This is a genomic window from Sphingobacterium bambusae (assembly GCF_033955345.1).
Classification (GTDB): domain Bacteria; phylum Bacteroidota; class Bacteroidia; order Sphingobacteriales; family Sphingobacteriaceae; genus Sphingobacterium; species Sphingobacterium bambusae.
The window spans coordinates 1,043,774-1,056,095 of sequence record NZ_CP138332.1; the positions used below are offsets into that span (position 1 = coordinate 1,043,774).

The 12,322-nt window shown below is 40.4% G+C and carries 15 protein-coding genes; 9 read left to right on the forward strand and 6 right to left on the reverse strand.

What is annotated here, in order from left to right; all coding sequences use genetic code 11:
• The first annotated feature begins 1,052 nt into the window (after positions 1–1,052).
• Positions 1,053–2,069 carry a beta family protein gene (locus tag SCB77_RS04375; RefSeq protein ID WP_320185210.1) on the forward strand — a complete coding sequence of 339 codons (1,017 nt, stop codon included), beginning with the start codon at positions 1,053–1,055 and terminating at the stop codon, positions 2,067–2,069.
• Here the strand turns inward: SCB77_RS04375 and SCB77_RS04380 are convergent.
• The 3 genes from SCB77_RS04380 to SCB77_RS04390 all read right to left on the reverse strand — a co-directional run bounded on the left by SCB77_RS04380 (position 2,064) and on the right by SCB77_RS04390 (position 3,562).
• The gene (locus SCB77_RS04380) at positions 2,064–2,630 is read right to left on the reverse strand and encodes a sce7726 family protein (RefSeq protein ID WP_320185211.1); all 567 of its coding nucleotides are present in this window, start codon (positions 2,628–2,630) and stop codon (positions 2,064–2,066) included. The two genes, SCB77_RS04375 and SCB77_RS04380, sit on opposite strands and share 6 nt — an antisense overlap.
• Before the next feature lie 85 nt (positions 2,631–2,715).
• Positions 2,716–3,108: a hypothetical protein gene (locus tag SCB77_RS04385; RefSeq protein ID WP_320185212.1), complete on the reverse strand. Its 393-nt coding sequence runs from the start codon at positions 3,106–3,108 to the stop codon at positions 2,716–2,718.
• Entirely contained in the window at positions 3,044–3,562 is a 519-nt protein-coding gene (locus SCB77_RS04390) for a hypothetical protein (protein ID WP_320185213.1), read from the reverse strand. The genes SCB77_RS04385 and SCB77_RS04390 overlap by 65 nt, the downstream gene beginning before the upstream one ends.
• 131 nt (positions 3,563–3,693) lie before the next feature.
• Here SCB77_RS04390 and SCB77_RS04395 point away from each other — a divergent pair, with 131 nt between their 5' ends.
• The 4 genes from SCB77_RS04395 to SCB77_RS04410 all read left to right on the forward strand — a co-directional run bounded on the left by SCB77_RS04395 (position 3,694) and on the right by SCB77_RS04410 (position 7,173).
• Entirely contained in the window at positions 3,694–4,173 is a 480-nt protein-coding gene (locus tag SCB77_RS04395; RefSeq protein WP_320185214.1) for a helix-turn-helix transcriptional regulator, read from the forward strand.
• Between the two features lie 471 nt (positions 4,174–4,644).
• Positions 4,645–5,253, forward strand: coding sequence for a hypothetical protein (locus tag SCB77_RS04400; RefSeq protein WP_320185215.1), 609 nt, complete (start codon positions 4,645–4,647; stop codon positions 5,251–5,253).
• A gap of 658 nt (positions 5,254–5,911) precedes the next feature.
• The gene (locus SCB77_RS04405) at positions 5,912–6,187 is read left to right on the forward strand and encodes a hypothetical protein (RefSeq protein ID WP_320185216.1); all 276 of its coding nucleotides are present in this window, start codon (positions 5,912–5,914) and stop codon (positions 6,185–6,187) included.
• 623 nt (positions 6,188–6,810) lie between these two features.
• Positions 6,811–7,173 carry a hypothetical protein gene (locus tag SCB77_RS04410; RefSeq protein WP_320185217.1) on the forward strand — a complete coding sequence of 121 codons (363 nt, stop codon included), beginning with the start codon at positions 6,811–6,813 and terminating at the stop codon, positions 7,171–7,173.
• A 117-nt stretch (positions 7,174–7,290) separates the two neighbouring features.
• On the opposite strand, the gene SCB77_RS04415 is transcribed toward SCB77_RS04410, so the two are convergent.
• The gene (locus tag SCB77_RS04415; protein WP_320185218.1) at positions 7,291–8,511 is read right to left on the reverse strand and encodes a hypothetical protein; all 1,221 of its coding nucleotides are present in this window, start codon (positions 8,509–8,511) and stop codon (positions 7,291–7,293) included.
• 178 nt (positions 8,512–8,689) lie between these two features.
• Between SCB77_RS04415 and SCB77_RS04420 the strand changes: the two genes are divergently transcribed.
• Positions 8,690–9,076, forward strand: coding sequence for a helix-turn-helix domain-containing protein (locus SCB77_RS04420; protein WP_320185219.1), 387 nt, complete (start codon positions 8,690–8,692; stop codon positions 9,074–9,076).
• 6 nt (positions 9,077–9,082) lie between these two features.
• On the forward strand, positions 9,083–9,919 hold the full coding sequence (locus SCB77_RS04425) for a DUF1835 domain-containing protein (protein ID WP_320185220.1): 837 nt from the start codon (positions 9,083–9,085) through the stop codon (positions 9,917–9,919).
• A gap of 91 nt (positions 9,920–10,010) precedes the next feature.
• On the opposite strand, the gene SCB77_RS04430 is transcribed toward SCB77_RS04425, so the two are convergent.
• A complete protein-coding gene (locus tag SCB77_RS04430; protein WP_320185221.1) occupies positions 10,011–10,295 on the reverse strand; it encodes a DUF6922 domain-containing protein in 285 nt (94 codons plus the stop codon).
• 250 nt (positions 10,296–10,545) lie between these two features.
• Between SCB77_RS04430 and SCB77_RS04435 the strand changes: the two genes are divergently transcribed.
• Both SCB77_RS04435 and SCB77_RS04440 read left to right on the forward strand, forming a co-directional pair.
• Positions 10,546–10,782: a hypothetical protein gene (locus SCB77_RS04435; protein WP_320185222.1), complete on the forward strand. Its 237-nt coding sequence runs from the start codon at positions 10,546–10,548 to the stop codon at positions 10,780–10,782.
• A 228-nt stretch (positions 10,783–11,010) separates the two neighbouring features.
• Entirely contained in the window at positions 11,011–11,166 is a 156-nt protein-coding gene (locus SCB77_RS04440) for a hypothetical protein (protein ID WP_320185223.1), read from the forward strand.
• Between the two features lie 57 nt (positions 11,167–11,223).
• Here SCB77_RS04440 and SCB77_RS04445 read toward each other — a convergent pair whose 3' ends face one another.
• Positions 11,224–12,318 carry a hypothetical protein gene (locus SCB77_RS04445; RefSeq protein WP_320185224.1) on the reverse strand — a complete coding sequence of 365 codons (1,095 nt, stop codon included), beginning with the start codon at positions 12,316–12,318 and terminating at the stop codon, positions 11,224–11,226.
• Positions 12,319–12,322 lie beyond the last annotated feature (4 nt).

Below are 12,322 nucleotides of genomic sequence, written 5' to 3' on the forward strand. Positions count from 1 at the left end.
ATTCTCAATCAGGTCAAGAGGAGGAGCTTTTTATCAATGGAACGAACTACGCACGTAGCACAAGGGAAGATTTAAGGGATCAAAGATATGAAAACAACACGCAGCTCCGTAAAAGGCTTGCATTTTGGGCACTAAGTATTGTTTCATTATGGCTGACATGCGTAATTCTAATTCTTGCGTACAATTCATCTAAATATAGACTATCTGATAATGTGCTAATAGCTCTTTTAACCACTACTACTGCAAATATCTTGGGTATAATCTACATAGTATTAAAAGACATATTTAACGGCAGATCCGAAGATTAAAGTTAAATACAACTTGTTTGTTTGTAATATATTCATGATTTAGTGCCCCATGGGTCAAATATCATTCACTTTTTACCCGCTCTAAATATAGAGGGATTTTTTATTCAAATGCCTATCTGTAAATCTTGTAAAGCTCCCCTAGTCTTGGGCATCTGCTAAGTGAAAGTCGTCGTAATGCTCAATCAAAACCTCATTACCTTCTGCATCTTTCAGGTAAGCCGCTGTACAATGGATATTAGAATACTGGTAAACGGCCACTCCGTGGGGGCTTCTCTCAATCCGACAAGACAAAAGCTAGCTGTGGTATTGTTCATTCTATCTCTAATAATCCTAATCGGCTCACCGAACTTTACCAGCTTCTCTCTTTTCATTTTGCGAAGCTACAGTAAAGTTTTTTAACAATAATGACCAGTATCATTTTTCAAAGTTCTTTAGCCGTTTAAGTTTGGTCTCCATTCTGGCCCTTCCCATGTGGCCGAAATCATAGGCAAGGCTCTCCATGGAAACGTGGAGAGCTTATTTTATTCGGACAAATGCCCTGCCTATTTGAGGTTGATGAAGTTTTGGGAGGTGGCGAGATAGGATTTGTTGACATAAATCAATACATTTTTCAAATAAATAATAATGGTAAACCATGTTTTATATATTTTAGTAATTTGTGATTTAAAGACACCTTCATTTAAATGAAGAAGATGATTTTCAGCCTATATTAAATACCAAACCATAAAAAAAATTATTATCATTATGAAAAAGTATTACCCTATTTTATTATCTAAATCTGGCGAGTTAGTTGCCCTGAAAAATATTTTTGACGAAGTCAAGGGAGGTGTATCACCTATTATACAGGTTTTGCCAGGTACTGACTCAAAAGTATTGGATTTTGCCAGAGACCATTGGTCAGAAAAAAACTATGAATTACTAATTGATTTTTCTCTATTTAAACCGTTTGATGAGGAGAAAATTGCAAACCTTATAGATGGATTGTTGTTGATCGGTGTAAATGCAATACCAGTAATATCTATTGATAGCGATCCTCGCTATTTAACCATGATTAACAAGCTCAAATCTACATTTATGATTGATCGCGTAGCAATCAGACTAATATCTAACAACGGAGATTTTTTAAAAATAAACGAAAATATTGAATCATTGTTAACAGATGTTTGGCTGGAACGTCCGGAAGTTTTACTCATACTAGATTTCGGACTAATTAATAAGGGAAACACGGATTACTTCACAACAATAGCGACCAAAATTATCCCATCTTTACATGCTGTGGAAGATTTTAGCAGTATTATTATTTCATCTGGTTCATTTCCTGAAAATTTAACAAACTTCCTCCCTTCTCCAAATTTTTATTTAATAGAACGCTATGAATGGACATTTTGGAAAAATCTGAAATCAACTTCCGAATATAGCCACCTTATATCTTATTCTGACTATGGAACTAAAAATCCCGTGTACGTTGACGCTAACTTTGCTGGCACTTGTAGTGTAAAATACACGTTGGAAGAATCATATTTAATTTATAGAGGTGAAAAATCTAATAATCATCCAAACGGACATGGTCAGTTTATTGACTTTGCAAATTCGTTGATATTATCACCCGAATATTCGGGTGAAACGTTCTCTTGGGGAGATGGACGTGTAATGGAAATTGCTAGAGAAAAAGGTAAAAAGGATCCAAAACCGGGTAGCCTAGAAAGTTGGGTGCAAATAAGTCAAAATCATCACATATCACTAATTCACCATCTTTTATAGAGCAATTTGCAGGTTATTCCTGATTTTTAATTTCTTACGAACTGAAACTGAGAGCTGATCTAACGGAACCTGATTAGCTAAAATCTCGCAGAGTGTCCAATTCCTATCCTTTTTCCGATAAGGAATCTGATACTCTGCGAGACAATCTATAATTTCATTTCTGTACAGAAGCTTAGCAATGTAAAAACCCTCTTTATACTTATTGAATTTTGGAGATCTAATTTTTTTAATTTGGTAATTTTCTCCTTTACAAACACAAACATATAGGCCTATCCACTTTGGAATACTTGCTTTAATTTTATCCAAATATCTAGACTCTGTTACGATTGACAAATAGTCAAATATTTTCGTGTAGGCTTCTATCTGTGAAGGTAATCGCTTTAAGGTATCAGATGCCCCCTTGATTTCAAATCCATGCAGGGAACCATTAACCACCGCGATGTCAATTCTTGCTTTTGTTGCAGCCAGGTCAAGTTCGTCTATCACTCTAGAATCCCCATCGTAAAAAAAATGGTTCAATTCGGTGTCCTTAAATAATTTGCGAATTTCTGGATCTTTCATATTTTACACGTCCACAATAATACAATTTTAAATACAAATGGTTAAATCAAAGTGATCAAATTTCACAGTACTATTTATCCACCCTTCAAAAAACCACCAAGCCAAACCTACGGCAACCTAAAAAAATTATACCCCCCCCCGCCTGAATCCCTATTCCAAAACGGCGAGGCTTAATTGGCGTCACCCTACGGAAATGCTCAACGTGATTTATCACCATATTACTATCTGGCGAGGTAATGTGCGTAACAAGGTAGTCATTGAAGAATGTCCGTTTCTGCTCGGCTACTACATCCAGCGTTGTATTGTAGTTATAAGTCAACGTGGACCGTCCAATGGTATCAACCCGCGTTGTAGCAGTAAAGTACCTACCTTGGTAATACGTCACCATCCGTTTAAGCGAATCGATCTCTCCCTTAGCCGCGCTCAGCTGGCCGGATACCGAAGCATTGATCTGTATCAGCTCCTTTATCCCGTCCATCTGGATCATTAATGTCAGAAGCCTTAATTTTAGGTGCAGGCCCTAAAGTATCCTGCACATAGTTATTGTATGCCGCGGTAATGTTGTTCGAAGGAATAATTCCCTCGCGCGGTGTATAGCTGACTACCGAATTACCACTCGGGGTTGTGCCTCTGGTTAACGGGATCGTGTCCGTTTTAGGGTCTACGGCCTCGGCGGCGATCATATCATTACAATCGCCGTTGAATATTCCGAAAAACAAATTTACTATCAAGGCGATCACTATGAGCCCCAATAGTACTATTGTAGTGTTTTTACCCATGTCATCTTTTTTATTAAGGATTTTCTTAGCCTCGACCTCCGTATTATCGCGAAGGGTGCTATCGGCATACCTAATCAAATTGTCCTTATCCCTACCTTCCTGCTCAAGCTCCTGTATCCTGTACTCCTTATCCCATATCCTGTCGGTCATCATATTGAGGCGTTCTACAGCATCGTCACGTTGCTTTTTGGCATCGAAATAGAAAGTAGTGGCTATCGTAGCTATGGTAGCATCCAGCTCTATAAACGTGTATTTATATAAACGAAAATGTTTATATTTATTCTATGATTAAGCAGTTCGAAAAATATAAAGGTATACATCCGGGGATTGTTCTCGAACGCGAATTGAAAAAGCGTGCTATTAAGCAGCGACCGTTTGCATTATCTTTAGACGAGCATCCACAAACCTTTAACGCGATAACCAAAGGCAAACGCGGGCTTAGCACAGCCTTGGCATTAAAAATCGAACGGGAACTAGGTTTGGAAGAAGGCACCTTGGTAATTCTACAGGCTTATTACGATATCCAAAAGGTCAAAGAAAAAGAAACTCAATCCACGCCAAATCTTTCTGTTCTCCGCTCATCACTTTTTTGGGATACGGATATCAACAAAATAGACTGGCAGAAGCAGTATCGGGCGGTCATCCAACGCGTTTTTGAACGTGGCAAAAACGAGATAGCGCGTTTTTATGGCATTGAAAAAGTAAGGAAGGCATTAGAAGAGTCTAAAGCCAGAACTCCATACACCATCTATAAACCAAATTAATAGGATGAGTAGTTTGTTTTATGGTACTGTTACGAATTTATTGAAAGATTCGTTGACCACTTTAATGAATTGTGGCGCATTGAAATAATTATGATTGGTTGGTGGCACTTCGCTAAGTCTGCAGATCGGTCAAGGAAGTAAGCTGTAGATACCTTATCACGTTGTAGGGAATAAGATGTAGAGGTAATTTCTTTAATAAATATATATACAACTCTTCCTGTGTCATCCTGTCTATCTTGGGAAATTGCTCCTGTAATTTCATTCTCGCCTCCGTAAGACGATTTGATATGGACTGTTCCAGACCACAAGGTTGAGGATTAAATCAATGCACTTTTTGAAAGTTGCGTCTGTCCCCACATTTTTCGCTAGCCTTCTAATTTCTCTGAAACGAAGAACAACACACCTAGATCACCAAAGGATTAACGGCATCATTATTGGTAACTACCAATCAGTAAACAAATTATAAAACGCATGAATATCTTGAGTAAATTATCTATAGCTGTTTTGCTTCTATTATCGGTCACTGCCTGTAGTAAAGATGATGAGCAGAACAGTACAGCCGGTTCTAGAATTAAGAACTTTGCGAATAAAGAACAGGTGATGGCCGCAGTTGGTGCTTTCGTAGACGGATACACAGAAGGGGGAATAAATAACACAATTTTCTATATGGGCGAGGACTACCCAACAGTCATTGCCGATACGTACTATAATATTCCATTTAGGCGTGAGGCAGCAGGTTATGAATACACCCGACAAATAATGGGCCGAACGACCGCACAGTACGAAAGCTATGAATATGTCACCACTGAAACCGCTTTTGAGGGATATGTAGAGATTTCGGATAATAGGCTCAGTAACGATGTCTATAGCAATGTGCGAATAGCAAAATCACCTGATAATAATGAATTATGGCAAACATTCATTGCGCATATCGATTTAAAAGAAGAATACAATAATTCGCAAGTTCTGCTGTTACATACTATACGAAGCGGCTTTCAAGGCGATCCCAGCAGTGCGCTTCCAGTGATCGATGACAATACAGCAGTCACACACTTACTTGCGCAGTTAGAGGCTCTTTAATGGAGCCAACTCGACGAAATAAAAGCGGACTTGCATTATTCGCCAGCCTGAGATTCGCGCAAACCTCGAATATTAACAATGAATGCTAAACAACTTTCATATATCATGGTCGCTCCGGTAGCAATAGTGTAATCTCACTTAACCATTTTGTACAATTCCTACTTTTTTATTAGCTGCAATCCTAACGAATTTATAAGAAGTACCTAAGATTGATTTATCGTACTTTTCAACAAAGTCAAGAACTGCAGTTGAGGTTTTGTGAGATGTTCTGATATATAAACGCTGCCGGCCATATTACCTTTTATGGAACGATAAGACCTAAAAATTGGGGCTTATCATTCCGCGATTGGTAAACATCAAGAGCAATTCTCCAAAAAATAACGTTTAATAGCAATCTCAAACCTACCACGCCTGCAAATCCCTCCTTATCATCAACAAACCATACCTACCCATTTCTAAATCATCACCCCCCATATCTATAGCAAAGTTCATATACAATAATATACCGATCGATTTCCAAAATCCACGGTTCCATTACTGTAAGCACACGGCGTTGATCTTCATTTTCTGCAGGACATACATTAACTATCGGCGCCTCAGCAAAAAGCCAGAGAGGACAAACACGAAAGTGTCGCACAAAAACGATGGAGTATTGCATATGAGCGATGAAGTATTGAAAATGAGCGATGCATTGTTGCATGGAAACAACGGTTTATTGTTATCTTACAATGGATCATCGCTATCATACAAAGCCACACTGTTACTATGCAAAGCGACAAAGTTACTGTCCAATAGCTCATTGTATATCAACAAAGGATTGATGCATCTATTCGACGCCTTATTGTACACAAACAATGCGACGTTGTATATGAACAATGCGCTATTGTTCATATACAATGATCCATTGTATAAGTGCTACGACGTATTGCTGTAATGCAGCAACCTATCGTTCATATGCAAAATGGCAGCTTTTCACAACTAGATATCAACTTATTAACAAGTTCCATTTTTTCTTGTCATTTTCCGGCCATGTTGCTATCGCAACGTGATGCAATAGCAACGTAGCTCGCTTAAGAATACTAGCCCAATGACCTCCGTTTTAGACAGCTGTGACGAAAAGAAAGTCGCCTAGATAATCCCCAGCTTATCTGCGTTTCTGAAATTTTGGAAGGCTATGCAGGCTAAAATTCGTAAATTGGTTTTTATCTATAAAAGCGACATGGAAAACCCGAATAAAAACAACAACATAAACCTCATACTGATACTTGTATTGATAGCCACCATTTTTATCTTGGGATATAATTTCGGATATAAGCTAATGGCCATGTTTGACTAAAATGGACTAACAGCTATTTATTGCACGAATAAATATATCTTTACCTTATGAATACCGCTGATAATATCGACATAAACACTTTTGAGTTTCCCATTTTTCGACTAAAAAACATCCTATATTCCATTCCTGTTTCTGCATTGCTTTTGTGGGGTTTCGTCAGTATCATACCCCTGATAGACCAATGGATGCTTGCTAATAATCCTTTGTTAAAACTTCCTTGCATGTTACTTTCCTTGGGAGCATTTGCGTTTATTCTTTTAAAAACGATCTTCTATATCCACGTTCGAAAGACCATCATTTATCTAAACGAGCAAGGCTTCTGGTTCAACAGCCTCCAAGGACAAGCAATCGCATGGGAAGACGTTCGCTACGTTGCATTTTCTAGGGATAAATATGAAAGGCAGTCCAATTCGTCTTCATCCAGCGTGTTTTTTTCGCTTGGCAGCATGAAGACGCTACACATCAACTGCTCTACTTGGACGATTATGGACAAGGCAAAGAGAAACAGATATAATCAAGATTTTCAGGCGTTCAAAGCGGTATTGCGTAACTATTGCCAAGTTCATGATCGATTTAGAAATTAACGCGACTATGCCTGCAAATTCAAATTACACTTATTATTTACCGCACAATATGCGGAGAATAAACACTTTATTCTCCGCATCCGGCTTGCATATCCAGCAATACACATTACAAGATCATCACTTCCTTTCCGGCGGATAACAAATACCATCCGGTCTGCGTCTACGTTTTAGCAGATCCAGTGCGATCAAGGCCAGTATATCCAAGGTCTTCAGCAGCAGGTTTCGCGTTACCAGATCATCGGCTTCCATGCCGACGGCAGCTGGCGCATGGCAGTGAGCGATAAGCCGATCTTCAACGCGGTATATCTGCCGGCGAACATCGATACCTTCGAACAATTTCGACAAGGTTTTGCGTAGATCTTTCCGCTCCTTGGCCGATACGTTTCTCGGACTCCAGTACGTCAGCTGATTCTCGGGAACGGGGCATCGCAAAAAATCAATGCTATCCGCATCCAGCCACAGCTTAGGGAAATAATCCGTTTGCAACAGCAGCCAACCAATTTCCAATATCCAGCGCAGCACCGCGCGCAGTTCGACGGGCGGGATAACATAAGGCGTATTGCTGCTAGACGACAGCGCATAGAGCGACAGTATGCTCGCTTGGATATCCGCATAACTACGCTCATAAAACACATCGCCGATGAGTTCCAAAGGACTTGCGCTCTGGTAGCCGTTCACATACTCCGAGCCAAGGTAATCCTCCAGCAAATGTCGGTTTGCTGGAGGGTAGGAAAGATCAGCCCAAAGCAGCGCTACCCGACAAGCCTCGTGCAGTTTCAACAGCTGTTCATAGGTGCGCAAGGGAGCATAGTCCGTCCCTTGCTCCGACAAACACTCGTCCGTTTCGATGCACGATTTCCAAGCTTTCAACAGCTTGAGCCAAGTACATAGATCCATCTCGCCAAAAAAATCAGCAAAAGCGAGCGCAAAGTTTTGCCCTTCCCGCCTATTCAGCATCGTAAAATGTGTCTTAAAATGCGCCAAATGCTGGTTATGCCTTTCATCCTCCCTTGATCGGTATTTCTTCTTACAGCGGTATGGATTTTTAACCCATTCGATATCGATCCATTCATCGCTATACTCCAGTCGTTTCTTATGGTGCAGAAAATAATGGCATCCCTTTATCATCAACCGAAGGCTGCCGACCGTCGCCTTCAACTGTTTCTTTTCCACGCTGCTCCTATCGCCTCTGGAAGTTAAGGAAACAAGGAGCGTCCACAGTTTTTTATTGAACGACCCGTAGGTATCATACGCAAAGGCTTCCGTAATTCCGTCCTCCAATAAAAACCAAGGTATATCCCACTTGCTCTCCGGATTGGTAAAATATGCATTATCCATAACGTTTTATATTTTGATTAGCTTAAACCCAAGCAAATCAACAGCATACAAAACAGATATCAAACCAGCTTATCTTTATTCCCACCAATGGTATTTGTACCTCACCGGCATATGCTTGTATTGTACCATCTCAAGAAATTTCGTATCTTAAACGCTGAATAATGTTAACTTTGGACTTATGCATACAACCAACACGACAAACCATATAGGAAGAAAAATCAGCCGCATACGCGAACTGCGCGGACTGAAGCAAGAAGCCTTGGCTATTGAATTGGGCGTGAGTCAGCAGACCGTGTCCAATATCGAGAAAAGTGAGTCTATAGAAGCCACCCTATTGGCACAGGTAGCCGAAATACTAGGGGTTACGCCAGAAGCGATCGAGAATTTTAGCGAAGAAGCAGTGTTCAATATTATAAATAACACATTTCAAGATAGCAGTTCGAATAATAACAATTATCTATGCACAATCAATCCACTAGATAAAATTATTGAATTGTATGAACGCCTGTTGGAAGCCGAAAAAGCGAAGTTGGAGTATCTAGAGCGCTTGTTAAAAGGAAAGTAGGTCTCTATGTCTCAAAAAGCGCTACATATTACTTTTGGTTTCTCTGGAAAAGCTACACTTGTGCAGAGCCAACTACTAGATTTAGAGCATGCTGAAATAATAAGCTTTACGGATCCTCTTTGTGAAGGTCCGTTATGTGGGCTTGACGAGACTGAAGCAATTTGTGTTAGAAAACAATGGATGCATAAGGTTTTCGGGCCTATAGAGTCCGAAGGGAGCAATAATTTTGTCGATGACAATCTCACGCTTTTAAAGCAAGTAATCTCTTTTTCCGACCAGCATAGCCATATCTACTTATGGCTTGGCGATGATGCCAACGAAAAGATTACGACCGCACGCCTACTTTTCTACTTAAAAAAACTGTCGACACCTATCTATAAACTGAATTTCCATAGTATGGATTTTAGGAACGAGCAAGGAGAAAAGCTAAATATCCGTTCCTTACAGATGATGCTAGAAGACAATATTTCGGAGGCTGCTAAGCACTTTGAACTGTTAAGCGAAAATGACATGCAATCTTACGCATCACTTTGGATGCATATTCGTGCGCGTGATGCCGTAATTAACCAATTTGATAATGCAGGAAAACATTTAGCTAGCGACGAGACTTTTTTTGATGAATATCTTTTGAAAAGATGCAGCGAGACAGCTCAAAATTCGTCATTGACTGTTGCCTTTACCCTTTGTGATATCTGGGATACATTCCATAATGGTTCCGTAGGCGAATCTTTCCTCTATTATCGACTGAAGGAACTTGCACATATGGAGAAGCTCGAGATTTCTAATCCACATGAAAATCCTGAACGGGCGAAGATCGTGTTTGATGTTAGAAAGAAAAATTAGCTAGTACCTCCAGCTAAAGCAGACCCCTCAAAACTTTCAAAAGATTGTAACTCACGAATAGTCTTTAATAGACCTAAAGAAATAGCAGACATTACGCATAACGTAAAAATTGCCTAACATGGTAACGACGAGCAACAAGTTTACAGACCTCATTACTAATGCGTTCTTTTGTTTTTTGTAATTCTCTAACAATTTGCATTTTGCTGTAAAGTTTTTCCAAGGGTTGGATATCTTTAGCAAATGTCTCCGCAGTTGTAGCGATTAGCGCTCTAGGGATAATAAAATCTTTGTCATCCTGAATATCTAAATTCTTCGGATCGACATCCCAAAATAAGTGTTTGGGAAAGATTTGCGATATATCCTTTATTGCGCTCATTTATACAAACTTACAGCATATTGAAAACAAAAGCAAAATAAATTTGTGCGTAAACCATCTATTTAAAAAAATATAGGTGCTTAATACCTCTTTACAAAACAAACCTCGACAGAAGGATTAAACAGCTCGCTACCCGAACACATCCACCAAGGAAAGCACAGTAGAAAAGCAAATTACACCCTACATTGGAGCGAGATCCTGATACGCGATCTGCACTTTATACATCAGCGTTGCTTGGTTGCCCGACATAATGCCTCCTGCGAAAAAAGGTTTGGCGAACTGCCGCATCAAGAAGGTAGTGACGAATTTCAGGCAAGCATTGTCGCACTTCAAACAAGCACTATTGTACATCAAGAAGCAAATGATCTACATCAATAGCAACGCCTCAAACCTCAAAAGCATACCGATGGATATCAGCGCGCAAACAGCAAATATCAGCCAAAGCTGGCCTAGCTTCAAGACACGAATGCTACGTAGCATTCCTTAGGCGACACAAGAATTAACTTCAAAAACAGATAAAATCACAAAACAAAATGTCGTCACAATAATTTCGGAGACCGTCAAAGACAAGTTGAAAGTCGGCAGCGAAATCTATTCGCCTGTTCTTGCGCTATTGTATGTCATCAAGCAGGCATTGATGCTTAAATGAATAACAAAAGCACATGAAGAGTGAAAAAAGTCATTCGTCAAACAAAAGCAGTCATAGCGCAAAAACATGTTGATGTCCATCCGTCTCGACAAAACGCCTGACAGCAAGAAAAATTCGTCTGACAACGAGAAGAAAAAGGTTGACGATGATAAGCTGATGCTTGTCAACAAAACTTTTTCACGTGAAGACAAGCGAATGCTACGTAGCATTTACAACGAGTAAAGAAAAAAAACATGCGCTAAAAGCATCTTAAGAGGCATTTTTCAAACTTTCGACTCCCTACTCTACAATTACCTGTATACCCGCTCGCTCAGCCTTATATTTAATTTTTTCCACTAGGCCATAGTAGCTCCAGTTACGCAGCAAAAAATTATCGGCTTTCGCGATTTCCTGCTTTCCCTGCTGGTTGACCAGCAGCAAGGTGCCCGCCTTTGCCTTTACACAGATATCGATCAGCCGACGGCTGTAGAGATGTAGTCGATTATCCACATAGCGTTTTTCTTTGTCGTGAAAATGCTTGAGGCATTTCAGCTTTTTTCCACGTCCATGGCCGCCACGGCAGTAGCTGGCCGCCCGTTGTGCGCGTTGCATCGCTGCCTGTATCGCTAGGCGGCGGTAGAGAAACTCCTCTTTGTTCCCTATTTGATGTTTTTCCCTATCGATAGATACCGTAATAAGCTGCTCCACGGATAGCGAAGCTTCGGCAATAATATGCTCGTGGAGCTCATGCTGCTGCTTGGGCTGCTCGAACCGCAGCAGCAAGAACAGCTTATCGTTCAGAATTTGGATGGCGCTGGCACATATCTTGATCTGCCCGGCGAGGGCACTTTGCAGCAGTGCCGGCGTATCCGACCGGTCTTTGCCAAGGAATGTGCAAAAAGGAATCTTGAAGAGCACAAACTTAAAATTGCGACCATGCTCGGCCTTGCTGAGCTTCAGTTGATCGCCACTAAACGGGATGGGCATATATTTTTGATAATTCCGCAAAGACTTCTCCCCTTTCCAGTACGCCAATCGATCGCTCTTGTAAAGACGGTTTATCGATATATTTAGGGCGGCCATAATTTTGGAAGGCAATTGCCCTTTAAAATAGAAAGACAACAGGCGATATGCGGATCCCAATTGCGAACAGACAAGCATGCCGTTCGCATCTTTCTTCACATCGGCGAGCTTGAGCTTGACATCATCATGCAGGTAGACCAAATCCTTGATCTGCTCCTGAACAAACAGATGTGTCGTGGCCAAGTTGGCGGCACGAAACACCGTGTTTTGCCAATAAAATAAGCGTTCGAAGTGCGCTGAGCGCTGCTCCTTATCCTTGCAATCCACCAAAATCTGGATCTTACGCGTCAAAATAATCGTTTGCTTTTCCATTGTC

What these genes read in the sequence shown, in the direction of transcription:
- SCB77_RS04435 (WP_320185222.1), top strand. Translation starts at nt 10,546, where the DNA reads ATGCCTCCTGCGAAAAAAGGTTTGGCGAACTGCCGCATCAAGAAGGTA.
- SCB77_RS04430 (WP_320185221.1), bottom strand. Translation starts at nt 10,295, where the DNA reads ATGAGCGCAATAAAGGATATATCGCAAATCTTTCCCAAACACTTATTT.
- SCB77_RS04390 (WP_320185213.1), bottom strand. Translation starts at nt 3,562, where the DNA reads ATGATGACCGACAGGATATGGGATAAGGAGTACAGGATACAGGAGCTT.
- SCB77_RS04405 (WP_320185216.1), top strand. Translation starts at nt 5,912, where the DNA reads ATGAGCGATGAAGTATTGAAAATGAGCGATGCATTGTTGCATGGAAAC.
- SCB77_RS04395 (WP_320185214.1), top strand. Translation starts at nt 3,694, where the DNA reads ATGATTAAGCAGTTCGAAAAATATAAAGGTATACATCCGGGGATTGTT.
- SCB77_RS04400 (WP_320185215.1), top strand. Translation starts at nt 4,645, where the DNA reads ATGAATATCTTGAGTAAATTATCTATAGCTGTTTTGCTTCTATTATCG.
- SCB77_RS04445 (WP_320185224.1), bottom strand. Translation starts at nt 12,318, where the DNA reads ATGGAAAAGCAAACGATTATTTTGACGCGTAAGATCCAGATTTTGGTG.
- SCB77_RS04415 (WP_320185218.1), bottom strand. Translation starts at nt 8,511, where the DNA reads ATGGATAATGCATATTTTACCAATCCGGAGAGCAAGTGGGATATACCT.
- SCB77_RS04410 (WP_320185217.1), top strand. Translation starts at nt 6,811, where the DNA reads ATGTTACTTTCCTTGGGAGCATTTGCGTTTATTCTTTTAAAAACGATC.
- SCB77_RS04385 (WP_320185212.1), bottom strand. Translation starts at nt 3,108, where the DNA reads ATGGACGGGATAAAGGAGCTGATACAGATCAATGCTTCGGTATCCGGC.
- SCB77_RS04425 (WP_320185220.1), top strand. Translation starts at nt 9,083, where the DNA reads ATGTCTCAAAAAGCGCTACATATTACTTTTGGTTTCTCTGGAAAAGCT.
- SCB77_RS04420 (WP_320185219.1), top strand. Translation starts at nt 8,690, where the DNA reads ATGCATACAACCAACACGACAAACCATATAGGAAGAAAAATCAGCCGC.
- SCB77_RS04375 (WP_320185210.1), top strand. Translation starts at nt 1,053, where the DNA reads ATGAAAAAGTATTACCCTATTTTATTATCTAAATCTGGCGAGTTAGTT.
- SCB77_RS04380 (WP_320185211.1), bottom strand. Translation starts at nt 2,630, where the DNA reads ATGAAAGATCCAGAAATTCGCAAATTATTTAAGGACACCGAATTGAAC.
- SCB77_RS04440 (WP_320185223.1), top strand. Translation starts at nt 11,011, where the DNA reads ATGTTGATGTCCATCCGTCTCGACAAAACGCCTGACAGCAAGAAAAAT.